The following is a 22,955-nucleotide window of genomic DNA, read 5'->3' as shown; positions in this document are numbered from 1 at the left end:
CGGTGGTCGCCGTCCTCAGGATCCTCGCCCGCCGTGTTCTGCTGCTGGTGCCGCTGATGCTCGGCATCGTGCTGTTCGTGTTCCTGGTGATGCGGTTCTCCGACGTCGACCCGGCGTCCGCGTTCTTCCAGGGCGCCAACCCGACGCCCCAGCAGCTGCACGACTTCCGTGAGGAGCACGGCCTGCTCGACCCGCTGCCGGTGCGCTACGTCGCCTTCGTCGGCGATCTGCTCCACGGTGACATGGGCACCAGCGCGCTCACCCGGGGCGAGGTGGTCGACCAGGTGATGACCGCGCTGCCGCTCACCATGCAGCTCACCTTCCTGGGCCTGGGCATCGCGGTGGTGCTGTCGCTGATCGGCGGGGTGACCGCCGCGATCTACCGGGACCGGCTGCCCGACCAGATCATCCGGGTGGTGTCCCTGACCGGCGTGGCCGCGCCCGGCTTCTGGCTGGCGCTGCTGATGATCCAGTACCTGGCGGTCGACCTGGGCTGGTTCCCGACCGGCGGCTACATCAACCCGGCGGACTCCTTCACCGGCTGGCTGAACACCATGACCCTGCCCGCCCTGGCCCTGTCCCTGCCGGTCGCCGCGCAGCTCACCCGGATCGTGCGCACGGCCGTCGTCGAGGAGCTGGACAAGGACTACGTCCGCACCGCGATCGGCAGCGGGCTGCCGCCCAGGGTGGTGGTCGGCCGGAACGTGCTGCGCAACGCCCTGATCAACCCGCTGACCGTGCTCGGACTGCGCGTCGGCTATCTGCTGGGCGGCGCGGTCGTCATCGAGACGATCTTCTCGCTGCCCGGCATGGGCAAGCTGATGATCGACGCCGTGAAGAACGGCGACCCGGCCGTCGTCCAGGGCGTCGTCCTGACCACGGCCACCGGCTTCGTGGTCGTCAACCTCGTCATCGACGTCCTCTACCTGCTGGTCAACCCGCGACTGAGGGATGCGGCCTGATGTTCCCCGGCCCGATGTTCTCCCGCAAGCGCCTCACCGAGGCCCTGACCCGACCCGGCGTCCGGCTGCGCGGCCGGCGCCGGCTGCCGCCGCTGTCGAAGGCCGCCGTCTGCTTCCTGGCCCTGGTGGTGCTGGTCGCGGTGTGCGCGCCGCTGCTCGCGCCGTACGACCCGCTGGAGCAGCTGCCGCCCGTCGACGGCACCGGCCATCCGTCCGCCGAGCACTGGATGGGCCAGGACAGCCTCGGCCGGGACATCCTCAGCCGGCTGATGTACGGCGCCCGCTGGTCGCTGGCCATCGGGCTCGGCGCGACCGCGCTCGCGCTGCTGGTGGGCTCGCTGATCGGGGCGCTCGCGGCGACCTCCCGCAGGGCGGTGGACGAGACGCTGATGCGCTGCCTGGACGTGGTGATGGCGTTCCCTGGGATCGCGCTGGCCGCCGTCCTGGTCGCCGTGTTCGGCGGCGGCATCACGGTGCTGATCTGCGCGATCGCGTTCCTGTTCACACCGCCCGTCGCCCGCGTCGTACGGGCGAACATCCTCGACCAGTACGGCGAGGACTATGTGACGGCCGAACGGGTCATCGGCGCCCGCACCCCGCACATCGTCGTGAAGCACGTGGCCGTCAACTGCGCCGCCCCCGTGCTGGTGTTCTGCACGGTGCAGGTCGCCGAGGCCATCGTCTTCGAGGCGTCGCTGTCCTTCATCGGCGCGGGCGTACGCCCGCCGGACCCGTCCTGGGGCAGCGTCATCGCGGACGGCAAGAACATGGTGCTGACCGGCGGCTGGTGGGCGACCGTGTTCCCCGGGCTGCTGATGCTGGTGACCGTGCTGTCGCTGAACATCCTCTCGGAGGGCGTGTCCGACGCCTGGGCGGCACCGGCGCCCCGGGACGTCGAGGCGCCCAAGGACCGCCTGGAGGCCCCCGAGCCCGGCAGCGGCAAGGTCACCCCGCTGCCCGGCCTCACCGAGGCCGCCCACCGGCTCCGCTCCCGCGCCCGCCCCCTGCCCGACGGCCGGCCGGTGCTCGCCGTCGAGAACCTCGCCATCGGCTTCCCGGACCGGCACCACGGCGTGGACATCGTCGACGGCATCAGCTTCGAGGTGCGCCCCGGTGAAGTGCTCGGCCTGGTCGGCGAGTCCGGCTGCGGCAAGTCGCTCACCGCGCTCACCGTCATGGGCCTGCAGCCGAAGGGTGCCCGGGTGCGCGGCCAGGTCCGCTTCCACCAGCGCGACCTGCTCGCCGAGCCGATGCGGGTGCGCCGCAGGCTGCTCGGCCACGAGATGGCGATGGTCTACCAGGACGCCCTGTCCTCCCTGAACCCGGCGATGACCATCCGAGCCCAGCTGAAGCAGGTGGTACGGCGCGGAGGCCGCCGCAGTCCCGCCGAACTGCTCACCATGGTCGGCCTCGACCCCGACCGCACCCTGCGCAGCTACCCGCACGAGCTCTCCGGCGGCCAGCGCCAGCGCGTCCTGATCGCCATGGCCCTGTCCCGCGACCCGAAGCTGATCGTCGCCGACGAGCCGACCACCGCCCTCGACGTGACCGTGCAGGCGCAGATCATGGAGCTGCTGCTGAAGCTGCGCGAGGAGCTGGGCTTCGCGCTGATCCTGGTCTCGCACGACCTCGCGCTGGTCGCGGACGTCACCGACCGGGTGGTGGTGATGTACGGCGGGCAGATCGTGGAGACGGGCGTGACCGCCGACCTGGTGGAGGCTCCGGCCCACCACTACACGCGCGGGCTGCTCGGCAGCGTGCTGTCGCTGGAGTCGTCCCAGGAGCGGATGACGCAGATCAAGGGCGTCGTACCGTCCCCCGCGGACTTCCCGGCGGGCTGCCGGTTCGCGGACCGCTGCCCGATGGCGAGCGCGGTCTGCCGGACCACACCCCCCGACCTGCTGGGCACACCGACGCACACGGCGGCCTGCCACCACCCGGCGGTCCTGCTGGTGAACACCGGCGAGGCGGAGAGCGAGGTCGTCACATGACCGCACTCGTGGAACTCGCCGATGTGCACGTCGTGCACAAGGCCCGCAGCGGCGGGATGTTCGCGCGCGACAAGGTGTACGCCCTGACCGGCGCCGACCTCACCATCGCGCCCGGCGAGACGGTCGGCGTGGTCGGCGAGTCCGGCTGCGGCAAGTCGACGCTGGCGAAGGTGCTGGTGGGCGTGCAGCCGCCGACGTACGGGACGGTGTCCTTCCGGGGCCGCGACCTGTGGGCGATGCCGCCCGCCGAGCGCAGGAAGGCCATCGGCAGCCACACCGGCATGATCTTCCAGGACCCGTCGACCGCGCTGAACCGGCGGCTGACGGTACGGCAGATCCTGCGCGACCCGCTGGACGTGCACCGGCGCGGCACGGCGGCCCAGCGGGAGGAGCGGGTACGGGAGCTGATGGCGTTGGCCGGCCTGCCGAAGGCCCTGGCCGACGGGCTGCCAGGACAGCTCTCCGGCGGACAGCGCCAGCGCGTCGCCATCGCCCGCGCGCTCGCCCTCGACCCCGAGCTGGTGGTGGCCGACGAGCCGACCAGCGCGCTGGACGTGTCGGTGCGCGCCCAGATCCTCAACCTGCTGCTGGACCTGAAGGAGCGGCTGGGACTCGCGCTGGTGTTCGTCTCGCACGACATCCAGACGGTACGGCGGATGAGCGACCGGGTGATCACCATGTATTTGGGCCGGATCGTGGAGGTGGCCCCGGCCGACCGGGTGACCGACCGGGCCCGGCACCCGTACACCCGTGCCCTGTTCTCCGCGACGCCCGGCCTGCTCGACCTGATCGACCCGATCCCGCTGGTCGGCCCGGTGCCGTCGGCGACCCGGCCGCCGAGTGGCTGCCCGTTCCGCACCCGCTGCTGGAAGGCCGACGCGGTGTGCGGGGAGTCGATGCCCGAGTTCTCCGTTGCGTCCACTCCAGTGCACCGTTTCCGCTGCCATCATCCCGTGGGAGAGGAAGAGTCGACCCGTGAGCTCGTCGACCAGGCTCAGGAACCCAAGGAGCCCGTATGAACCTCCCCGCCTCGCTGACCGGTGTCGTCCCGCCCGTCTGCACGCCCCTGACACCGGACCGTGAGGTGGACGTCCGCTCGCTGCTCAGGCTGGTCGATCATCTGGTCGCCGGTGGTGTGCACGGGCTGTTCGTGCTCGGCTCGACCTCCGAGGCGGCCTTCCTCACCGACCGGCAGCGCGCCCTCGTCGTCGAGACCGTGGCCGGTCACCTCGGCGGGCAGCTCCCGCTGGTCGCCGGGGCGATCGACATGACGACCCCGCGCGTGCTGGACCACGTCACGGCCGTCACCGAGGCGGGCGCGGACGCCGTCGTCGTCACCGCGCCCTTCTACGCCCGCACCCACCCGGCGGAGATCGCCCGCCACTACCGGCTCGTCGCCGCCGCCTCCCCGGTCCCCGTCCTGGCCTACGACATCCCGCCCGCCGTTCACACCAAGCTCCCCGCCGATCTGGTCCTGGAGCTGGCCGTCGAGGGTGTGCTGGCCGGGCTGAAGGACTCCAGCGGGGACCTGGCGGGCTTCCGTCAGGTCATCACCGGCCTGCACGCGCACGGCGTCTCCGGCTTCAGCGTGCTGACCGGCTCCGAGGTTGTCGTGGACGCGGCCCTCGCGCTCGGTGCGGACGGGGCGGTGCCCGGCCTGGCCAACGTCGACCCGCACGGCTACGTCCGGCTCGACCGCCTGTGCCGGGCCGGGGACTGGGCCCGCGCCCGCGCCGAACAGGAGCGGCTGTGCGCCCTGTTCGGCCTGGTCGGCGTCGGCGCCCCCACCCGGATGGGCGGCAGCTCCTCTGCGCTGGGCGCCTTCAAGGCGGCACTGCATCTGCGCGGCGTCATCGACTGCCCGGCGACGGCGGAGCCACAGGTGCCGCTGTCGCCGGACGAGGTGGAGGAGGTGGGCAAGTTCCTGGCGGCGGCGGGGCTGCTCTGACGCCCCGCTAGGACACATCGGCGAGCGGGATCAGCCGGAACTCGATCCTCTCGTACGTCCCCGTCACCCCCGTCTCGTACAGCACGCCGAGCGTGTCCGTGCCGACCTGCACCAGGTCGGAGTAGGCCGCCGGGTGCCGGGACAGCGTCAGCGCCTTGGTGAACGTCCTGCCGGCGTCCGTGCTGCGCCAGATCGCCATGGCCTTGCGGGCGGTGGGCACGGAGGGGCCGGAGAACAGCAACGGGGCGGCCGGATCACCGGGTTGGAGGACGCTCGCCTGGACGATGGGCACGTCGTTCAGGGTGGGCTGGACGGCGTAGGGGCGGGCGAGGGTGCGGCCGCCGTCGGTGGAGCGGCTGTCGAGGCGGTGGCCGGTGCTGGTGCCGTGCTGGTCGCGGGCGGAGAAGTACAGCGTGCCGTCGGGGAGTTCGGCGGCCGTGCTCTCGTTGGCGTTGGCGTGGCCGTCGTAGGAGGCGTCCACGAAGCCCAGCCGCCAGGTGGCGCCGCCGTCGTCGCTGTAGCAGGCGTGGGCGCCGTAGTACTTGGGTTCCTGCCCGGTGTCGGCGGAACCGGCGGGCGGGGCGGCGGAGTGGTTGGCGGGGACCACCAGGCGCCCGGCGTGCGGGCCGCGGGTGAGGGCCAGGGCGTGTCCGGGGCCGGTGGCGTACCAGCGCCAGGCGGCCCGCTTGACCGCCGCCGTGATCTCGCGCGGCTTGGTGAAGGTGCGCCCGTCGTCCCTGCTGCGCTGCACGAACACCCGGCGGCTCTGCTCCGGTGTCACCTCGCCCCGCATGATCTGCGCCTCCGTGACGGCGCCGCTGTTGTAGGAGGTGAGCAGCACGACGGTGCCGGTGCGCGGGTCGACCACGGGTGCCGGGTTGCCGCGCGTGTTCCCCTCCCCGGCGGCCACCACCGTGAGCGGGCCCCAGGTGCAGCCGCCGTCGGCGGAGCGGCGTACGACCACGTCGATGTCGCCGGAGTCGCCCGCGCCGCCGCGCCGCCCCTCGGCGAAGGCGAGGACGGCACCGGCGCGGGTCGTGACGGCCGCCGGGATGCGGTAGGCGGCGTAGCCGCCCGTCCCGGCGGTGTACGGCACGGAGGACGTGCAGCGGGCGGCGGAGGCGGGCGGGCCGGAGGCGAGCGGGCCGAGCACCAGCGGGACGAGGGTGGCGACGGAGGTCAGCAAGGCACGTCCGGGAGCTCTCATCGGGCGGTTCCCTCAGGGTCGGTGACTGCGCGTCAGCCGTCGTTGACTGACGGTCGGATCACATCGTCCCCGGAGTCACCGGCCCGCTCTCGTACGCCACGATCACCAATTGCGCCCGGTCCCGCGCGCCCCCCAGCCAGCCCATGATGCGGCTGACGTGGGTATTACTCCCCGGGGAGTATCAGGACGGCGTCCGCGCGGCGGCCGCCAGCAGGCGGGTCACCTCGTCCGAGGTGATGGTGAGGGCGGCGCCGACGGTGGCGAGGACCTCGCGTTCGGCGGCGGTGTAGGGGCCGTCTGCGAGGGCGATACGGGCGCCCTGGAGGAGGATCGACTCACGGCCCGCCGGGGCGAGGTGCGGGGCGAGCGGGTCGAGGGCCTCGTGCAGCTCTATGGCCAGACCCGGGCCGCAGGGTGCGCCGAAGACCCGGCCGGTGTCCGCGGCCAGCGCCTCGACGAGCGCGTTGAGCTGTTCCTCCGTGCAGTCCTCGAACCCGGCCGCGCGGACCGTACCGGCCGCCGCGGTGAGCGCCGGGCGGGTCCGGGTGCCGCCCGCCGCCAGCACCGCGAGGGCGACGGTGTGCACGGCATCGCGGAGCATCGCGGAGAAGCGGGTGGTGGTGGGGTGGTCCAGGACGTCGGTGCCGAAGTGCCGGCGGCAGGCCGCGCACTCCACGACCGGGCCGGTGTCGCCGCGCGGCAGCACGGGCAGACCGAGCAGGGTGAAGCGGCGGCGCCCGGTCAGCCGCTGGTAGTTGCGGTCGCCCCCGCAGCCGGGGCAGAAGAACTCGCCGTCGCCGACGGCCGTCCACGCGGTACGGGTGCCCAGAACGCGCGCACGCCTGGTGGCACGGCCGTTTCGTCCCCGGACTGGCAGCACGTCGCACCTCCGTAACCCCACGGCAACATCGCCGCGCTGGCGTGATGTTAGCCACATCCGCGAGGTCGAGTCAGCACCCCGGACGAGACCTCTCCGTGACCTGGCTGGTAAACGACGGGGTCCCGCCCGCCGGAAATCGGCGGTCGGGACCCGAAACGCCCGGTCAGAGCGGTCAGCGAGCCGCCCGGTTGACGGCGGAGACGACCGCCTTCAGTGACGCACGTGTCGTGTTCGCATCGATGCCGATCCCCCACAGGACCTTGTCGTCGATCGCGCATTCGATGTACGAGGCGGCCTGCGCGGAGGCGCCCTCGCTCATCGTGTGCTCCTGGTAGTCCAGCAGCCGGATGTCGATCCCGATGCCCTGCAGCGCGTGGAAGAACGCGGAGATCGGGCCGTTGCCGGTGCCGACCAGGGTCACCTCCTCGCCGTCCACCTCGGCCTCGGCGGTCAGCGTGTCCACGCCGTCCTTGTCGGTGGTGGACTGGCCGTTCCTCAGCTGGATCCGGCCCCAGGGGTTGTCCGGGTTCGGCAGGTACTCGTCCTCGAAGATCGCCCAGATGTCCTTCGGCGTGACCTCGCCGCCCTCGGCGTCCGTCTTCGCCTGAATGATCTTCGAGAACTCGATCTGCATCCGGCGCGGCAGGTCCAGCTTGTGCTCGTTCTTCAGCACGTACGCCACGCCGCCCTTGCCGGACTGCGAGTTCACGCGGATGACCGCCTCGTAGGACCGGCCGACGTCCTTCGGGTCGATCGGCAGGTACGGCACCGCCCACTCGATGTCGTCCACCGTGACGCCCTTGGCCCTGGCCTCGGCCTCCATCGCGTCGAAGCCCTTCTTGATGGCGTCCTGGTGGGAGCCGGAGAAGGACGTGTAGACCAGGTCGCCCACGTACGGATGGCGCGGGTGGACCTCCATCTGGTTGCAGTACTCCCACGTACGACGGATCTCGTCGATGTTCGAGAAGTCGATCTGCGGGTCGACGCCCTGCGAAAACAGGTTCATGCCCAGGGTGACCAGGTCGACGTTGCCGGTGCGCTCGCCCTGCCCGAACAGACACCCCTCGACCCGGTCGGCACCGGCCATCAGCGCCAGCTCGGCCGCCGCCACGGCCGTACCCCGGTCGTTGTGCGGGTGCACGGACAGACAGACGAACTCGCGCCGCGACAGATTCCGGCCCATCCACTCGAACCGGTCCGCGTGCGTGGACGGCGTCGAGCGCTCCACGGTCGCGGGCAGGTTCAGGATGATCTCGCGGTCCGGACCGGGCTGCCAGACGTCCATGACGCCCTCGCAGACCTCCAGCGCGAAGTCCAGCTCGGTGTCGGTGAAGATCTCCGGGCTGTACTGGTAGCCGAACTCGGTCTCCGGCCCCAGCAGCTTCTCGGCGTACTCCATCACCAGCCGTGTCCCGTCGACGGCGATCTGCTTGATGTCGTCCTTGGAGCCCCGGAAGACGACCCGGCGGAAGACCGGCGCGGTGGCGTTGTACAGGTGCACGGTGGCGCGGCGGGCGCCCTTCAGGGACTCGACGGTCCGCTCGATCAGGTCCTCACGGGCCTGGGTGAGGACGGAGATCGTCACGTCCTCGGGGATGGCGTTCTCGTCCTCGATGATCGACCGCACGAAGTCGAAGTCGGTCTGGCCGGAGGCCGGGAAGCCGACCTCGATCTCCTTGTAGCCCATCTTCACCAGCAGGTCGAACATCGCCCGCTTGCGCACCGGTGACATGGGGTCGATCAGGGCCTGGTTGCCGTCGCGCAGGTCGGTGGAGAGCCAGCGGGGGGCGACGGTGATGCGGTTGTCCGGCCAGGTGCGGTCCGGGATGTCGACCTGCTCGTAGCGGCCGTACTTGTGGATCGGCAGGGAACTGGGCTGCTGGCGATGTGCCATGGTGGCGTGGGCTCCTCGAGAAATCCGGGTGAAGTCCGGTGTCCGGAAGGACGGCCGACGACGCAACGCCAAGCTCCGCGGGGAGGGAGTCGGCCTCGACTACAGGCCCTCGCCGCGGCAGCTAAGGAGAAGCAGCCCGAAACGCATGATGCCCAGCATGCTAGCCGAGCCCTGCCGAAACACGCGGTCCCGTATCAGTATGCGGGACCGCGTGCCGCCAAGGGGCGCGGGGAACTGCGCGAGAAACCACGGACAACCCGCACCGAATAACACAGCGCAACCCCCACGGCGCAGCACATCCCCACATTTCACCAATCAAGGTTGCAGAGGGTGACACACTGCTCACCCGGTGCCATGGTGCGGAGCATGACCGCAGTCTTCTGCACCATCGTCCCCCCGCACATCCTCGACAAGCTCGCCCAGTCCGAGGACCCCGCCGTCTCCGGCCCCGCCCGTCAGACCCTCCAGCGCGACGCCTACGAACGCACCCACCGCCGCCTCACCACGGTCCTCGGCGCCCCCGTCACCCCATCGGCCCCAGCCGCCGCAGGCACCCCGCACCGCACGATCTACGACGCCCAGCACAGGACGAGCCTGCCCGGCAAGAAGGTCCGCGGCGAGGGCGACGAACCCGGCAGGGACGCCACGGTCAACCGCGCCTACGCGGGCCTCGGCGCCACCTTCGACCTGTTCCTCAAGGCCTACGGCCGCGACTCGATCGACGGCGGCGGCCTGCCGCTCGACGCGACCGTGCACTACGACGAGCAGTACAACAACGCCTTCTGGAACGGCGAGCAGATGGTGTTCGGCGACGGAGACGGCGAGATCTTCCTCGACTTCACCATCCCCATCGACGTCATCGGCCACGAACTCGCCCACGGCGTCACCCAGTACACGGCCAACCTCACCTACTTCGGCCAGCCCGGCGCGCTCAACGAGCACGTCTCCGACGTCTTCGGCTCGTTGATCAAGCAGTACACGCTCGGCCAGACCGCCGCCGAGGCCGACTGGCTGATCGGTGCCGGGCTGCTCGCCCCGCGCGTGAGCGGAGTGGCCCTGCGCTCGATGAAGGCCCCGGGCACGGCGTACGACGACGATGTGCTCGGCAAGGACCCGCAGCCCGCGACGATGGAGGACTACGTCCGCACCGGCCGCGACAACGGAGGCGTCCACATCAACTCCGGCATCCCCAACCACGCCTTCCACCTCGCCGCCACGGCGCTCGGCGGGCACGCCTGGGAGCGGGCCGGGCAGATCTGGTACGACGTGCTGACCGGCGGCGAGCTGACGGAGGACGCCCTGTTCGCCGAGTTCGCCACGCTGACCGTCTCCGCCGCGAAGGCACGGTTCGGAGACGCCGGCGACGAGCTCCGGGCGGTGGCGAAGGCCTGGGAGCAGGTCGGGGTGCGGACCCTGTAGACAGCCCTGTAGACAGGAACTCATGCGTATTCAGGTGCGGCGCACGGGCGGGTTCGCGGGCATCGAGCGGCACGCCGAGGTGGACACCTCGGGGCGGCCCGACGCGCCCGAGTGGCATGACCTGGCCGAAAAGGCACTCGCGGCGGGCCGGGGCACGCCACCCGTCGGGGTTCCGGACGGCTTCAGCTACCGGATCACCGTGGACGGCACAACGGTGTACTGCGCGGACCCCCGGCTGACCGAGGAACAGCGCAGGCTGATCTCCAGGGTGCTGAAGGAAGGAGCGTAACTCCCGGTTCACGCCAGGGCGTTGACTTCCGTTACCGGCGGTACGGATGATCCGCGCATGGCGACGAACCCCATACCCCAGTTCCCGGCCGGCTTCCTGTGGGGCGTCTCGACGTCCGCGCACCAGATCGAGGGCGCGGCGGACGAGCGCGAACCGTCCGTGTGGGACGTCTTCACCGCCGAGCCGGGACGGGTGAAGGACGGCTCCACCGCGAGGACGGCCTGCGACCACTACCACCGCTACCGCGAGGACGTGGCGCTCCTGGCCGACCTGGGGGTGGACGCGTACCGCTTCTCGGTCTCCTGGCCGCGGGTGCGCTCGCCCGAGGGTCTCGGCTTCTACGACCGTCTGGTGGACGAGCTGTGCGCGGCGGGCGTGCGACCGGTCCCGACGCTCTTCCACTGGGACCTGCCGGTGGGCCTGGACTGGCTGGAGCGGGACACGGCGTCGCGGTTCGCGGAGTACGTGACGGTGGTCGCAGAGAGGCTCGGCGACCGCGTCACGAAATGGATCACCCTCAACGAGCCCGCCGAACACACCCTCCTCGGTCACGCGCTCGGCGTGCACGCGCCGGGCAGGCAGCTGCTGTTCGACGCGTTGCCGGTCGCCCACCATCAGCTCCTGGCGCACGGACTGGCGGTACGGGCCCTGCGCGCGGCCGGCGCCCCGGACATCGGGATCGCCAACTCGCACGGTCCGACGTGGCCCGCGTCCGAGGAGAGCGCCGACGTGGAGGCGGCGGACTTCTACGACGTCCTGCTGAACCGGCTCTTCGCGGACCCGCTGCTGCTGGGGGAGTACCCGTCGGGAATCGGCGAGTTGATGCCGGGGGACGTGGCGTCCGACCTGAAGGTGATCGCCGAGCCGGTCGACTGGTACGGGATCAACTACTACGCGCCGACGCGGGTGGGGGCGCCGGAGGGCACCGAGATCGACTTCGGCGGGGTCCGGATGCCGGCCGAACTGCCCTTCTCGGTGCGGGAGATCGAGGGCGTGCCGGTGACGGACTTCGGCTGGCCGGTCGTGCCGGAGGGGCTGACGGAACTGCTCACCGGCTTCCGGGACCGGTACGGCGAACGGCTGCCGCCGGTGGTGATCACCGAGAACGGGTGCGCGTACGAGGGGCTCGACGACCAGGAGCGGATCGCCTACCTGGACGGCCATGTGCGGGCGCTGCACGCGGCGTTGACGGCGGGGGTGGATGTGCGCGGGTACTTCGTGTGGTCGTTGCTGGACAACTTCGAGTGGGCGGAGGGGTACGCGCGGCGGTTCGGGCTGGTGCACGTGGACTACGAGACCCTCAAGCGCACCCCGAAGGCGTCGTACGCCTGGTACCGGGACGTGCTGCGGGCGCAGAGATGAAGGTGGCGCCCGTTGCTCTCGCCGAGCCGGTCGAAAGGGTCGGCCGTGGCTGGACGGCGTCGCTCGCGCTGGCCAACGGGGCGATCTGGGTGGGCTGGTACGGCCCCTTGCAGATCCTGCTCGCGATGCAGGCGGAGGACTTCGCGCCTGGCACCGGCATGTCCAAGGAGACGCTGCTGGCGTGGGTGACGGGCGTGGGCGCGGCGGTGTCGCTGGTGGCGAACCCGGTGTGGGGCGCGCTGTCCGACCGGACGACGTCCCGCCTGGGCCGCCGTACACCGTGGATCGTGGCCGGAGCGGCGGGCGGCGCGCTGTCGCTGCTGCTGCTCGCGGGGGCGGGCGGGCTGTGGGCGATGGTGGCGGGCTGGTGCCTGGTGCAGCTGACGCTGAACGCGGCGTTCGCGGCGGTGACGGCGGCGGTGCCGGACCGGGTGCCGCGGCTGCAACGCGGCGCGGTGGGCGGCTGGCTGGGGGCGGCGCAGATCCTGGGCGTGGTCGGCGGGACCGGGCTCGTGACGGTCGCGGGCGGGGTCGGGGCCGGGTATGTGGCGTGCGCGGTGTTCGTGGTGGTGGGGGTGCTGCCGTACGTCCTGGGCTTCCCGGACCTGCGGCTGACGGTCGGGGACCGGCCGACGTGGTCCTGGCGGAGCTTCGTCGCGGGCTTCTGGCTGAGCCCGCGCCGCTATCCCGACCTGGGCTGGGCCTGGCTGACCCGCTTCCTGATCAACCTCAGCAACGCGCTCGTGCTGCTCTACCTCCTCTACTACCTGCGGGACCGCCTGCACCACGAGGACCCGGAGGCGGGGGTGCTGATCCTGACGGCGGTGAACGGCGTGACGCTGCTGGCCACGGTCGTCGTCGGTGGGGTGTGGTCGGACCGGGTCGGACGGCGCAAGCCGTTCGTGATCTGGTCGGGCGTGCTGATGGCGGCGGCCACGGCGCTGCTGTCGGGCTGGCAGACCTGGCCGGGCGCGATCGTCGCGGCGGCGGTGCTCGGCGTCGGCTTCGGGGTGTTCACGTCCGTCGACTTCGCCCTGATGACGGACGTACTCCCGAAGGCCCTGGACCGGGGCAAGGACCTGGGCGTGATCAACGTGGCCAACGCGCTGCCGCAGGTGGCCGCGCCGGTGCTGGCGGCGCCGATCGTGACGTATCTCGGCGGCTACCGGGTGCTGTATCTGGTGGCCGCGGGGATCGGGCTGGCGGGGGCGGTGCTGGTGGGGCGGATACGGGGGGTGGATTAGCAAGGCGATCGGGCGGCGATCGCTTGTGCTTCCGCCCTCCTCCGACACGGGAGGAGCCCGGGGGGCCAGGGGGCGGAGCCCCCGGGCGGGATCCAAGGGGCGAAGTCCCCGGCGGGACCCAGGGGGCCGAGCCCCCGGCGGGGTCGAAGGGGCGGAGCCCCTGGTGGAGGGACGGGTAGGGGCGGCGGGGGTGGAACGATCCTCAGAAGCCCAGCTTGCGCAGCTGCTTCGGGTCGCGTTGCCAGTCCTTCGCGACCTTCACGTGCAGGTCCAGGAACACCGGCGTCCCGAGCAGCGCCTCGATCTGGCGGCGGGACTTGATGCCGACCTCCTTCAGGCGCTTGCCCTTGGGGCCGATGATGATGCCCTTCTGGCTGGGGCGTTCGATGTAGACGTTGGCGTGGATGTCGAGGAGGGGCTTGTCGGCGGGGCGGTCCTCGCGCGGGAGCATCTCCTCGACGACGACGGCGATGGAGTGCGGCAGCTCGTCCCGTACGCCCTCCAGCGCGGCCTCCCGGATCAACTCCGCGATCATGACCTGCTCGGGCTCGTCGGTCAGATCACCCTCGGGGTAGAGCGCCGGGCCCTCCGGGAGCAGCGGGACGAGGAGGTCCGCCAGCAGGCTCACCTGCTTGTCCCCCACCGCCGACACCGGTACGATCTCCGCCCACTCGATGCCCAGCTCCTTGCCGAGCCGGTCGATCGCGATCAGCTGCTCCGCGAGCACCTTGCTGTCGACCAGGTCGGTCTTCGTGACGACCGCGACCTTCGGCGTCTTCCTGATCCCGGCGAGCTCCTTGGCGATGAACCGGTCACCGGGGCCGATCTTCTCGTTCGCGGGAAGGCAGAAGCCGATCACGTCGACCTCGGCCCACGTCGTGCGCACCACGTCGTTCAGCCGCTCGCCGAGCAGCGTGCGCGGCTTGTGCAGCCCCGGTGTGTCCACCAGGATCAGCTGGGCGTCGGGCCGGTGCACGATGCCCCGTACCGTGTGCCGGGTGGTCTGCGGCTGGTTCGCGGTGATCGCGACCTTCTGCCCGACCAGTGCGTTCGTAAGGGTGGACTTGCCCGCGTTGGGGCGGCCCACGAAGCAGGCGAAGCCGGCCCGGTGAACACTTTCGGCGGGCTGCTCGGATGACGGGGTACGAACGCTCATGGCGCCCATTCTCCCTGATCGCCGAAGCCCCGCCGTACCGCGATACCGGGCGGGCGGGCGAGCGCGGCCCCGGCGCCCTGTGAGCCCGGGGACCGCGCCCGCCCAAGGGCTCAGTCGAACACGAAGGGGCCCGGTGACTGCGGCCCCGTCGCCGTGCAGGTGATGGTGAAGCCGAAGACGGTCATCCGCAGCGAGCCGCCGTAGGCCTCCAGGCTGTCGCCGGAGGCCACGGTCCCGTTGAGCGGGCCCACGGTGACCGGATCGCCTGCGGACATCGCCGGGTTCTCGGTGCCGCTGAAGACGGTGGTGCCGCCGCTGCCCTTCACCAGGGTGAGCGTGGACGCGATCGAGTCCGCCCCGAGACCGATGGGCGCGGTGATCTCGGAGGACGTGAGGGTCATGGTCGCCGCCGTGCCGTTCTGGGTGGCGGTGAGGGTGGCCTGGCCGCCGCCGAAGAAACCGCAGTCGGCGGTGAGGGTGGCCGACTGCGGCGTGACGGCCACGGCGGCGGGCGCGAGGACGACGCCGGTGACCGCGAGGGCGCCGACCGTCAATGCCGCACCGGTTGCAATGCGCTTGCCTCTCATAGGGGTGGGTTTCCCTTCCCGTGTGGGGAATGCCATGTGGGGATGGACGGGAGACCGAGGGACCGCCCCGTCGGGCAGCGGGGTGCGGGCGCGCTGCGCGAACTCAGGATCTGACGGTCCGTCGGAACTTACGGTCCCATTGATGCAATGTGAGACAAGCGACGGCAAGGGTAATTCCGGCCTTCAACGACCGGCTCGCTTCGGGCGACGATCAGGGGAGCCTCAGCCCGCGGAAACCGTCAGCCGCACCACCCCGTCCGGCCCCGCCACCAGCACCGGCGTCCGCGGCCCACCAAGATCCCGCACCGCCGCCCGGTCCTCGGCCGACGCCTCCTCGGCCTCGGTCACCACCGCCGCCGCCTCCAGGGACTTCGCCCCCGACGCCACCGCCATGGCCACCGCCGTGCGCAGGGCGCTCAGCTTCAGCGAGTCCAGGTCGACGGTCCCGGCGACATACGTACGCCCCGTCTCGTCCCGTACGGCCGCCCCCTCGGGGACGCCGTTGCGGGCCCGCGCCGAGCGGGCCAGGGTGACGATCTTGCGGTCCTCGGGGTCAAGCGCGTTGGTGTCGGTCATGCCCCGAGCATACGTAGGGCCTGTCGTTTGGATCATGCACCTGCTCCGAACGACAGGCCCCAGCCCGGCGGCCCGCTTCAGGGGCGGTCCAGCCGGAGCCGCTCGGCGCGCGGCAGCCCGGCCACCACCAGGTCGTAGGAGTCCTCGATCAGCTCCCGGACCAGGCGGTCGGGGAGCGAGCCGTCCACCGTGACGGTGTTCCAGTGCCGTTTGTTCATGTGCCAGCCGGGGGCGATCAGGCCGGGGTGGTCGGCGCGCAGGCGTACCGCGTCCTCGGGGTCGCACTTGAGGTTCACCGTGAGCGGGCGGGCGTCCAGGATGCTCAGGGCGAACATCTTGCCCCGCACCTTGAACACCGAGGCCTCCGGACCGAACGGGAAGTCCTCGACGGCCGCGTTGAAGGACAGGCAGTAGGCGCGCAGCTCCTGGGGGGTCACTCCGGCTTCGTCTCCTCCTGAGGGGGACCCACCGGGGCCACCGGCTCCACCAGCACGGTCACGATCTTGTTCCGGCGGCCGGCGGCGGCCTCCGCGGTCAGCCGCAGCTCCCGGCTGTCCGGCAGCTCCACCACGGACGACGCCCCGGCGATGGGCACCCGGCCCAGCGCCTTCGCCAGCAGCCCGCCGACGGTCTCCACGTCCTCGTCGTCGTACGACTCCAGCCCGTACAGCTCGCCGAGGTCGCCGATGTCGAGGCGGGCGGTGACCCGGTAGCGGTCCTCGCCGAGGGCCTCCACGGGGGGCAGCTCGCGGTCGTACTCGTCGGTGATCTCGCCGACGATCTCCTCCAGGATGTCCTCGATGGTGACGATCCCGGCGGTGCCGCCGTACTCGTCGATGACGACGGCGACGTGGTTGCGCTGCTTCTGCATCTCGCGCAGCAGGTCACCGGCGTTCTTGGTGTCCGGCACGAAGAACGCGGGCCGCATGGCCGTCGAGACCAGCTCCGTCTCGGCGTCCCGGCTGATGTGCGTCTTGCGGACCAGATCCTTCAGATACACGATCCCGACGACGTCGTCCTCGCTCTCGCCGGTGACCGGAATCCGCGAGAAACCGGACCGGAGCGCGAGAGTGAGGGCTTGGCGGATGGTCTTGAAGCGCTCGATGACGACCAGGTCGGTGCGCGGGACCATCACCTCCCGTACGAGGGTGTCCCCCAGCTCGAAGACCGAGTGCACCATGCGGCGCTCCTCGTCCTCGATCAGGGACTCCGCCTCGGCCAGGTCGACCAGCGCGCGCAGCTCCGCCTCGGAGGCGAACGGGCCGCGGCGGAAGCCCTTGCCGGGGGTGAGGGCGTTGCCGATGAGGATCAGCAGGGACGGGACCGGGCCCATGATCCTGGCCAGCGGGACCAGGACGTACGCCGCCGCGGTGGCCGTGTTGAGCGGGTGCTGGCGGCCGATGGTGCGCGGGGAGACGCCGACGGCGACGTACGAGACGAGGACCATGACCGCGATGGCGATCAGCAGCGCCTCGGTGGTGCTGTCGAACTCGTTCAGGCAGGCGTATGTGATCAGCGCGGCCGCGGCCATCTCGCAGGCGACGCGGACCAGCAGCGCCACGTTGAGATAGCGGGTGGGGTCGGCGGCGACCTGGGCGAGCTTGGCGCTGCCGCGCCGGCCGGAGCGCACGGCCTCCTCGGCGCGGAAGCTGGAGACGCGCGCGAGGCCCGCCTCGGCGCAGGCGGCGAGCCAGGCGACGACGACCAGCGCGACGGCGCCGGTGACCAGCGGGATGCTCATGACACGGTGGGGGCCGGGGAGGGGCCGGTGAGACCCTTCTCGGCACGCCAGCCGTCCACGATGGCGGCCTGCAGGCCGAACATCTCGGCCTTCTCGTCCGGCTCCTCGTGGTCGTACCCGAGCAGGTGCAGCACTCCGTGGACGGTGAGCAGCTGGAGCTCCTCGTCCATGGAGTGCTGCGTCGGGGCCTCGGCCCCCTGCTTGGCGGCGACCTCCGGGCACAGCACGATGTCGCCGAGCAGCCCGTGCGGCGGCTCGTCGTCGTCCTTCGACGGCGGGCGCAGCTCATCCATCGGGAACGACATGACGTCGGTCGGACCCGGCAGGTCCATCCACTGGATGTGCAGCTGCTCCATGGCGTCGGCGTCCACGACGATCACCGAGAGCTCGGAGAGCGGGTGGATGCGCATCCGCGCGAGCGCGTAGCGGGCGATGTCGAGGATCGCCTGCTCGTCGACCTCGGTTCCGGACTCGTTGTTGACGTCGATCGACATGGTCGTGCGTGTTCTCTACTTCCCCTTGTGCCCGGCCTTGCCGCCCCGGCCCTTGTGCGTGCCGTTCTGGGTGCCGTGCTTGTTGTCGTACTTCTCGTACGCGTCGACGATACGGCCGACCAGCTTGTGCCGTACGACGTCGTGGGAGGACAGCATGGAGAAGTGGACGTCCTCCACGCCCTCCAGGATCTCCCGCACCTGCCGCAGACCGGACTTGGTGCCGTCCGGGAGGTCGACCTGGGTCACGTCACCGGTGATGACGATCTTCGAGTCGAAGCCGAGGCGGGTGAGGAACATCTTCATCTGCTCGGGGCTGGTGTTCTGGGCCTCGTCCAGGATGATGAAGGCGTCGTTGAGGGTGTTGTGCGTCAGCAGGTAGTCCTGCGTGACGTACAGCGAGTCCTCGGCCGCCACCTGGATGCAGACGGTTTCCTCCCTCCCGGCGGGCTCGATGCTGTCGATGAACCGCATCGGGCGTCCGCCGCCTCCGGCCGCGTGGTACTTCTCGGCCTTGCGCGCGAGACGGAAAGGCTCGATGCCTTCGGGGAGGCGGATGTCGATGACGTGGGCGTCGTACCGGTACCCGACCTCCCGGCCCTTCGCGAGACCGGGCTTGCGGCCCTTGGCTACGCGACGACGGGAGTACGCGACACCACCCAGTGACTGCACGAGCGAGATCACGTCGTCCCGCAGCACGATCGACGTCGTCGTGTACTGGATCCGGCACGTGCGGTCCGCCTGGGTGACCGGCCCGCCGCCGGAGTCGAGCAGACCTTGGAGTACGGCCAGCCGGACCTCGGCGGAGTTGAAGAGGTAGTCGTCCGGGACGAACGTGGTGTGCGAGCGAGTGCGCAGCAGGTCCAGCTCTCGCAGAACCCGCGTGACGGGGTTCTCCAAGGTGACTACGTCGCCCGGGGACTTGATCCGGTTGAGGGTGTAGTCGGGTCCGCCCCTGTGGCGTACCGCGACACCGGGCAGCGCGGTTTCCAGCGCCTCGGCCAGCTCCGGATCCTCCGTTGCGAAGGAGGGAGTGGTAGAGCCCGTGAGACAACCGTCACCCAGCAGCAACCCCAGCGCGTACGGATCCATCGGGACCTCGCGCTCCGGGAAGCACACCGGCGCCGTGAGCAGCGGCAGCTCGTACCGGCGCGCGTGCGCCGCCCGCAGGTTGCCGATCATGTCCTGGGTCTCCAGGACCCGCCACGGCTTGTTGCGGCGCTTGTCCGCGGCCGTGCGGACCGTCCACAGGTGCTCGCCACAGCACAGGGTCCACGAGCCGTCCTGGGCCGTGACGCGGTAGATGTCCCTCTCGCCCTGCGGATAGACACCGAGGACCGGGGTCGGCTCGCCGTTCGAGCCGATCACCAGGTCACCAACCCGGAGATCGCCGATGGGGCGCCAGCCGTCCGGTGTCAGGACGTTCGTGAAGATCGGTTGCGACCTTCCACGCATATACGCCAGCGGCGCCACCTCAATGGTCCCCGCCGCCATCAACCGCGGAATCGAGTCCGGGTCGATCATGTCGTGCAGCGCGTCGTACAGGGGCCGCAGGTACGGGTCGATCTTCTCGTACAGCGTGCCCGGCAGGAAGCCGAGGCGCTCGCCCGCCTCGACCGCGGGGCGGGTCAGGATGATGCGGTTGACCTGCTTGGACTGCAGGGCCTGCACGGCCTTGGCCATGGCCAGGTACGTCTTGCCGGTGCCGGCGGGGCCGATGCCGAAGACGATCGTGTGCCTGTCGATCGCGTCGACGTACCGCTTCTGGTTGAGGGTCTTGGGGCGGATCGTGCGACCGCGGGAGGACAGGATGTTCTGGGTGAGCACCTGGGCCGGGGTCTCCTGCGGCCCCTCGCCGTCCTCAGTCGCCCGGAGCATGGCGATCGAGCGTTCCACTGCGTCCTCCGTCATCGGCTGCCCGGTGCGGAGCACCAGCATCATCTCGTCGAACACACGCGAGACGAGGGCGACTTCCGCCGGGTCGCCGACCGCGCTGATCTCATTGCCCCGGACGTGGATGTCGACCCCCGGGAAGGCCTTCTCGATCACGCGCAGGAGGGCGTCGCCGGAGCCCAGCACGGTCACCATGGGGTGGGCCGCCGGAACGGTGAACTGCACTCGTGCCTGCCCCTGCGCGGGGGTGTGAGCTGTGGGTGTCTGAGTCATGGGCCGGCGCTGAAGGCCTGCACGTCCTCCTTGATACGACTCGCCTGCCACAAGGGCGGCCTGGCGATTTCCAGGGTACGCCGGGGGACTGACATCGCCGTAGGCCTTTTCGACGTCAGGCGGACCGGCCGAAGCCGATCGTCGGGACCGCGCGGCGCAGGGGCCAGGGGCGGGCCGTGGCGGGGATGAGGTCCTCCAGGAAGGCGTACCGGCGCAGGGCCGCGGGGTCCTGGTCGTCGTACGACTGGACCTTGCGCCACCAGGCCCCGATCTCGGACCAGCCGGGGGCCGACAGGGAGCCGCCGAACTCCTGGACGGACAGTGCGGCCGTGAGGCCGGCGAAGGCGAGCCGGTCGGCGAGGGGCCAGTCGGCCAGGGTGCCGGTGACGAAGCCCGCCACGAAGACGTCTCCCGCGCCGGTGGGATCCAGGGCCTCGACCTCGATCGCCGGGACCTCCGCGCTCTCGCCGGTACGGCGGTCCACGGCGTACGCGCCCTCCGCACCGAGGGTGACCACGGCGACCGGTACGTGTGCGGTGAGGGCGTGCGCGGCGGCGCGGGGGCAGGTGGTGCGGGTGTAGCGCATCGCCTCCTCGGCGTTGGGCAGGAAGGCCTCGCAGTGTTCGAGGTCGGCGAGGCCGGACAGGTCCCAGGCGCCGGTGTCGTCCCAGCCGACGTCGGCGAAGACGCGGGTGCCCCTGCTCGCGGCCTGTGCGATCCAGGGGGCACGCTCGCCGGGGACGAGCGAGGCGACGGCGGCACGCGCGCGTGGGGGGCAGTCGGGGGCGGGCTCCTCGGGGGGCGGCTCGTGGCCGTGGGAGACCATCGTGCGCTCGCCCTCGTACGCCATCGAGACGGTGACCGGCGAGTGCCAGCCGCGCACCGTGCGCGACGGGGTGAGGTCGATGCCCTCGCCCTGCTCCAGGGCGTCCCAGCAGTAGTCGCCGTAGTGGTCGTCGCCGAAGGCCGCCGCGAGGGACGTCTTCAGGCCGAGGCGGGACAGCGCGGTCGCCATGTTGGCGACGCCGCCGGGGCTGGAGCCCATCCCGCGCGCCCAGGACTCGGTCCCGCGCACCGGGGCGGAGTCGAGCCCGGTGAAGATGATGTCGAGGAAGACGGTGCCGGTGAGATAGACGTCCCAGGGCGGCTCACCCTGCCCGCGCAGGGCGGCCAGGGGGTCGACGTGGGCGTGGCAGTACCGACCCTCTCGGATGGTCGGCACCGCCATTGCGGTGGGCTGCGGCCCCTTTCCGGTGGACGCGGTCACAGTGCGCTCCCTGACGTGGTGCTGATCTGGCCAGTGTGCACCACGTCACTGACAACGGTTGCGCGGTCAGGGGGAGGCGGCTGCGTCGGGTGTGCGGGGGCGGCCGGGTGTTGGGCGTGCGCGGGGCGGCTGCAGGCCTGCGGCGGGGCTGGGGGCCTGGAGCGGCGGGGCCTGGGGGGCCTGGCAGCGAGGCTGGGGGGCCTGGGAGCTGGGCCTGGGGGGCCTGCGGCGCGGCTGGGAGGGCGGGCCTGGCGCGGGCGGGCGGCCGTCAGGCCGGGTGCGGGCCCCGCGTGGGCCGCGCGGGAGGCCGCGTGCCCCGTGAGGCGCCGGCCTTCGCCCCAGGTGCGGACCCCGGAGTCACCAGCGGGGCATGGCGGGGGTGACCCACTCCGGGTCGGCGATCCGCACCACGGCCGCGTCGTCGCGGTCGCGCAGGTGTGCCGTCGTCGTCCAGCCGGCGCCGGTGCAGCAGGCGATCCGGGCCTCGCCGCCTCCCTCGACCCGCGCGGCCGCTGGGCGGTCCGGGTCGGCTCGGCGTCCCCGCTGGGCACGGCGGCGGGTCCGCTGACCGGCAGTCTGCTGTCGGCGCAGGCCGGACTCCCGGCGATGGGCGCGGTCCCGGCCGTCGGGCTGCTGGTGATCGCCGTGCCGATGACGGCGGTCGCGCTGGGCGCGGGGAGGTGTGGCAGCGCTCCACCGGGGGTGCCGCGCTGTGCCGTCGGGCGTGTGCGGGTTCGTCGTGGTGTGTCGCGCGGTTCCCCGCGCCCCCTCGGGGCGCCTCAGAACTCGTAGGTGTCCACCTCTGCCAGATACCGTGCCCGCCGCGCCTCGTCGTGCTCCAGGAAGGACGCGACGAAGGAGTTGCGGGCCAGCTCGCGCAGCCGTTCCTCGCTCAGCCCGAGGGCCGCGCGCACGGCGTCGAAGGTGTCGCCGACGTACCCGCCGAAGTAGGCCGGGTCGTCGGAGTTGACCGTGCACAGCAGCCCGGCGTCGAGCATGGCGGGCAGCGGGTGCTCGGCGAGGGCGTCGACGGCACGCAGCCGGACGTTGGACAGCGGGCACAGCGTCAGCGGGATCCGCTCCCGCACCAGCCGCTCCACCAGCGCCGGGTCCTCCATGCAGCGCAGCCCGTGGTCGACGCGCTCGACGCCGAGCACGTCGAGGGCCTCGGTGATGTACTCCGGCGGCCCCTCCTCCCCCGCGTGCGCCACCCGCCGCAGGCCCAGGGCGGCGGCGGCCTGGTACACCTCGCGGAACGTCACCGGCGGATGCCCGACCTCCGCGGAGTCCAGCCCGACCCCGGTGATCCGGTCCAGATACGGCTTCGCCGCCTGAAGCGTCGCCATCGCCGACTCGGCGGACTCGTCCCGCAGGAAGCACATGATCAGCTGGGTGGAGATCCCGTGCTCGCGCTCGCTGTGCTCCAGCGCCCGCCACAGCCCCTCGACCACCGTGCCCATCCCGACCCCCCGGGAGATGTGCGCCTGCGGGTCGAAGAAGATCTCCGCGTGCCGTACGCCCTGCGCGGCGGCCCGGGCGAGGTAGGCGTTCGCGAGGTCCGCGAAGTCCCGCTCGGTGCGCAGCACGGCCATGAGCTCGTAGTACAGGTTCAGGAAGGACTGCAGATCCTCGAACTGGTACGCCTCGCGCAGCTCGTCGGTGTCCGCGTAGGGCAGCCGCACGCCGTTGCGTGCGGCGAGCTCGAAAGCGAGCTCCGGCTCCAGGGTGCCTTCGATGTGGAGGTGCAGTTCGGCTTTCGGGAGGGGCATCATCTC

The 22,955-nt window shown here is 71.6% G+C and carries 20 protein-coding genes and 2 pseudogenes; 9 read left to right on the top strand and 13 right to left on the bottom strand.

Annotated elements, in window-relative coordinates; genetic code table 11:
• Positions 1–2 precede the first annotated feature (2 nt).
• Genes KWI83_RS19195 through KWI83_RS19180 form a run of 4 tightly spaced genes read left to right on the top strand, consistent with a single transcriptional unit; the run spans position 3 to position 4,901 of the window.
• Positions 3–962, top strand: a complete 960-nt coding sequence (locus KWI83_RS19195; RefSeq protein WP_218515585.1) for an ABC transporter permease — start codon at positions 3–5, stop codon at positions 960–962.
• Positions 962–2,953: a dipeptide/oligopeptide/nickel ABC transporter permease/ATP-binding protein gene (locus KWI83_RS19190; RefSeq protein ID WP_256362498.1), complete on the top strand. Its 1,992-nt coding sequence runs from the start codon at positions 962–964 to the stop codon at positions 2,951–2,953. Before KWI83_RS19195 ends, KWI83_RS19190 begins: the two co-directional genes overlap by 1 nt.
• Positions 2,950–3,972, top strand: coding sequence for an ABC transporter ATP-binding protein (locus tag KWI83_RS19185; protein WP_218515584.1), 1,023 nt, complete (start codon positions 2,950–2,952; stop codon positions 3,970–3,972). The genes KWI83_RS19190 and KWI83_RS19185 overlap by 4 nt, the downstream gene beginning before the upstream one ends.
• Positions 3,969–4,901 (top strand): dihydrodipicolinate synthase family protein, encoded by a 933-nt coding sequence (locus tag KWI83_RS19180; protein WP_218515583.1) that lies wholly within the window; start codon positions 3,969–3,971, stop codon positions 4,899–4,901. Before KWI83_RS19185 ends, KWI83_RS19180 begins: the two co-directional genes overlap by 4 nt.
• Before the next feature lie 7 nt (positions 4,902–4,908).
• Here KWI83_RS19180 and KWI83_RS19175 read toward each other — a convergent pair whose 3' ends face one another.
• From KWI83_RS19175 to leuA, 4 genes and pseudogenes are all read right to left on the bottom strand, one after another.
• Positions 4,909–6,108: an exo-alpha-sialidase gene (locus KWI83_RS19175; RefSeq protein ID WP_218515582.1), complete on the bottom strand. Its 1,200-nt coding sequence runs from the start codon at positions 6,106–6,108 to the stop codon at positions 4,909–4,911.
• Between the two features lie 58 nt (positions 6,109–6,166).
• Positions 6,167–6,277: pseudogene (locus KWI83_RS38755) on the bottom strand (DNA-binding response regulator); the annotation flags it as partial.
• Positions 6,278–6,289: 12 nt separating this feature from the next.
• Positions 6,290–6,988, bottom strand: coding sequence for a TerB family tellurite resistance protein (locus KWI83_RS19170; RefSeq protein ID WP_218515581.1), 699 nt, complete (start codon positions 6,986–6,988; stop codon positions 6,290–6,292).
• A 172-nt stretch (positions 6,989–7,160) separates the two neighbouring features.
• Positions 7,161–8,882 (bottom strand): 2-isopropylmalate synthase, encoded by a 1,722-nt coding sequence (gene leuA / locus KWI83_RS19165; protein WP_218515580.1) that lies wholly within the window; start codon positions 8,880–8,882, stop codon positions 7,161–7,163.
• A gap of 366 nt (positions 8,883–9,248) precedes the next feature.
• Here leuA and KWI83_RS19160 point away from each other — a divergent pair, with 366 nt between their 5' ends.
• The 4 genes from KWI83_RS19160 to KWI83_RS19145 are packed head-to-tail and all read left to right on the top strand — an operon-like array spanning position 9,249 to position 13,196.
• Positions 9,249–10,301: a M4 family metallopeptidase gene (locus KWI83_RS19160; RefSeq protein WP_256362496.1), complete on the top strand. Its 1,053-nt coding sequence runs from the start codon at positions 9,249–9,251 to the stop codon at positions 10,299–10,301.
• A 22-nt stretch (positions 10,302–10,323) separates the two neighbouring features.
• A complete protein-coding gene (locus tag KWI83_RS19155; RefSeq protein WP_218515578.1) occupies positions 10,324–10,590 on the top strand; it encodes a protealysin inhibitor emfourin in 267 nt (88 codons plus the stop codon).
• A gap of 57 nt (positions 10,591–10,647) precedes the next feature.
• Positions 10,648–11,952 (top strand): GH1 family beta-glucosidase, encoded by a 1,305-nt coding sequence (locus KWI83_RS19150; RefSeq protein WP_218515577.1) that lies wholly within the window; start codon positions 10,648–10,650, stop codon positions 11,950–11,952.
• A complete protein-coding gene (locus KWI83_RS19145; RefSeq protein ID WP_218515576.1) occupies positions 11,949–13,196 on the top strand; it encodes an MFS transporter in 1,248 nt (415 codons plus the stop codon). Before KWI83_RS19150 ends, KWI83_RS19145 begins: the two co-directional genes overlap by 4 nt.
• A gap of 202 nt (positions 13,197–13,398) precedes the next feature.
• Here KWI83_RS19145 and era read toward each other — a convergent pair whose 3' ends face one another.
• From era to KWI83_RS19105, 8 genes are all read right to left on the bottom strand, one after another.
• Positions 13,399–14,352 carry a GTPase Era gene (gene era / locus KWI83_RS19140; RefSeq protein WP_218515575.1) on the bottom strand — a complete coding sequence of 318 codons (954 nt, stop codon included), beginning with the start codon at positions 14,350–14,352 and terminating at the stop codon, positions 13,399–13,401.
• Between the two features lie 110 nt (positions 14,353–14,462).
• On the bottom strand, positions 14,463–14,939 hold the full coding sequence (locus KWI83_RS19135) for a hypothetical protein (RefSeq protein WP_218515574.1): 477 nt from the start codon (positions 14,937–14,939) through the stop codon (positions 14,463–14,465).
• Between the two features lie 222 nt (positions 14,940–15,161).
• On the bottom strand, positions 15,162–15,515 hold the full coding sequence (locus tag KWI83_RS19130) for a cytidine deaminase (RefSeq protein ID WP_218515573.1): 354 nt from the start codon (positions 15,513–15,515) through the stop codon (positions 15,162–15,164).
• A 77-nt stretch (positions 15,516–15,592) separates the two neighbouring features.
• On the bottom strand, positions 15,593–15,952 hold the full coding sequence (locus KWI83_RS19125; protein ID WP_218515572.1) for an MmcQ/YjbR family DNA-binding protein: 360 nt from the start codon (positions 15,950–15,952) through the stop codon (positions 15,593–15,595).
• Positions 15,949–17,256, bottom strand: a complete 1,308-nt coding sequence (locus tag KWI83_RS19120) for a hemolysin family protein (RefSeq protein WP_218515571.1) — start codon at positions 17,254–17,256, stop codon at positions 15,949–15,951. The genes KWI83_RS19125 and KWI83_RS19120 overlap by 4 nt, the downstream gene beginning before the upstream one ends.
• The gene (ybeY, locus tag KWI83_RS19115) at positions 17,253–17,750 is read right to left on the bottom strand and encodes an rRNA maturation RNase YbeY (protein WP_141310606.1); all 498 of its coding nucleotides are present in this window, start codon (positions 17,748–17,750) and stop codon (positions 17,253–17,255) included. The genes KWI83_RS19120 and ybeY overlap by 4 nt, the downstream gene beginning before the upstream one ends.
• Positions 17,751–17,765: 15 nt before the next feature.
• Entirely contained in the window at positions 17,766–19,913 is a 2,148-nt protein-coding gene (locus KWI83_RS19110) for a PhoH family protein (protein WP_218515570.1), read from the bottom strand.
• 115 nt (positions 19,914–20,028) lie between these two features.
• On the bottom strand, positions 20,029–21,141 hold the full coding sequence (locus tag KWI83_RS19105; RefSeq protein ID WP_218515665.1) for a carbohydrate kinase family protein: 1,113 nt from the start codon (positions 21,139–21,141) through the stop codon (positions 20,029–20,031).
• 519 nt (positions 21,142–21,660) lie between these two features.
• On the opposite strand from KWI83_RS19105, the pseudogene KWI83_RS38750 reads away from it, so the two are divergent.
• A pseudogene (locus KWI83_RS38750) lies at positions 21,661–21,972 on the top strand (MFS transporter); the annotation flags it as partial.
• Here the strand turns inward: KWI83_RS38750 and KWI83_RS19095 are convergent.
• A complete protein-coding gene (locus tag KWI83_RS19095; RefSeq protein ID WP_218515569.1) occupies positions 21,960–22,949 on the bottom strand; it encodes an adenosine deaminase in 990 nt (329 codons plus the stop codon). The pseudogene KWI83_RS38750 and the gene KWI83_RS19095 sit on opposite strands and share 13 nt — an antisense overlap.
• Positions 22,950–22,955 lie beyond the last annotated feature (6 nt).

It is taken from the genome of Streptomyces sp. TRM70350 (assembly GCF_019219825.1).
GTDB lineage: Bacteria > Actinomycetota > Actinomycetes > Streptomycetales > Streptomycetaceae > Streptomyces.
The sequence above is the reverse complement of the archived record's forward strand: the minus strand, read 5'-3'. Positions and strand labels throughout refer to the sequence as shown.

Bases quoted from the DNA above. Each gene is read 5' to 3' on its own strand.
- KWI83_RS19175 (WP_218515582.1), bottom strand. From the start codon at position 6,108: ATGAGAGCTCCCGGACGTGCCTTGCTGACCTCCGTCGCCACCCTCGTC.
- KWI83_RS19145 (WP_218515576.1), top strand. From the start codon at position 11,949: ATGAAGGTGGCGCCCGTTGCTCTCGCCGAGCCGGTCGAAAGGGTCGGC.
- KWI83_RS19180 (WP_218515583.1), top strand. From the start codon at position 3,969: ATGAACCTCCCCGCCTCGCTGACCGGTGTCGTCCCGCCCGTCTGCACG.
- KWI83_RS19095 (WP_218515569.1), bottom strand. From the start codon at position 22,949: ATGCCCCTCCCGAAAGCCGAACTGCACCTCCACATCGAAGGCACCCTG.
- KWI83_RS19190 (WP_256362498.1), top strand. From the start codon at position 962: ATGTTCCCCGGCCCGATGTTCTCCCGCAAGCGCCTCACCGAGGCCCTG.
- KWI83_RS19150 (WP_218515577.1), top strand. From the start codon at position 10,648: ATGGCGACGAACCCCATACCCCAGTTCCCGGCCGGCTTCCTGTGGGGC.
- KWI83_RS19105 (WP_218515665.1), bottom strand. From the start codon at position 21,141: ATGGCGGTGCCGACCATCCGAGAGGGTCGGTACTGCCACGCCCACGTC.
- KWI83_RS19130 (WP_218515573.1), bottom strand. From the start codon at position 15,515: ATGACCGACACCAACGCGCTTGACCCCGAGGACCGCAAGATCGTCACC.
- KWI83_RS19135 (WP_218515574.1), bottom strand. From the start codon at position 14,939: ATGAGAGGCAAGCGCATTGCAACCGGTGCGGCATTGACGGTCGGCGCC.
- ybeY (WP_141310606.1), bottom strand. From the start codon at position 17,750: ATGTCGATCGACGTCAACAACGAGTCCGGAACCGAGGTCGACGAGCAG.
- KWI83_RS19110 (WP_218515570.1), bottom strand. From the start codon at position 19,913: ATGACTCAGACACCCACAGCTCACACCCCCGCGCAGGGGCAGGCACGA.
- leuA (WP_218515580.1), bottom strand. From the start codon at position 8,882: ATGGCACATCGCCAGCAGCCCAGTTCCCTGCCGATCCACAAGTACGGC.
- KWI83_RS19120 (WP_218515571.1), bottom strand. From the start codon at position 17,256: ATGAGCATCCCGCTGGTCACCGGCGCCGTCGCGCTGGTCGTCGTCGCC.
- KWI83_RS19185 (WP_218515584.1), top strand. From the start codon at position 2,950: ATGACCGCACTCGTGGAACTCGCCGATGTGCACGTCGTGCACAAGGCC.
- KWI83_RS19155 (WP_218515578.1), top strand. From the start codon at position 10,324: ATGCGTATTCAGGTGCGGCGCACGGGCGGGTTCGCGGGCATCGAGCGG.
- KWI83_RS19160 (WP_256362496.1), top strand. From the start codon at position 9,249: ATGACCGCAGTCTTCTGCACCATCGTCCCCCCGCACATCCTCGACAAG.
- era (WP_218515575.1), bottom strand. From the start codon at position 14,352: ATGAGCGTTCGTACCCCGTCATCCGAGCAGCCCGCCGAAAGTGTTCAC.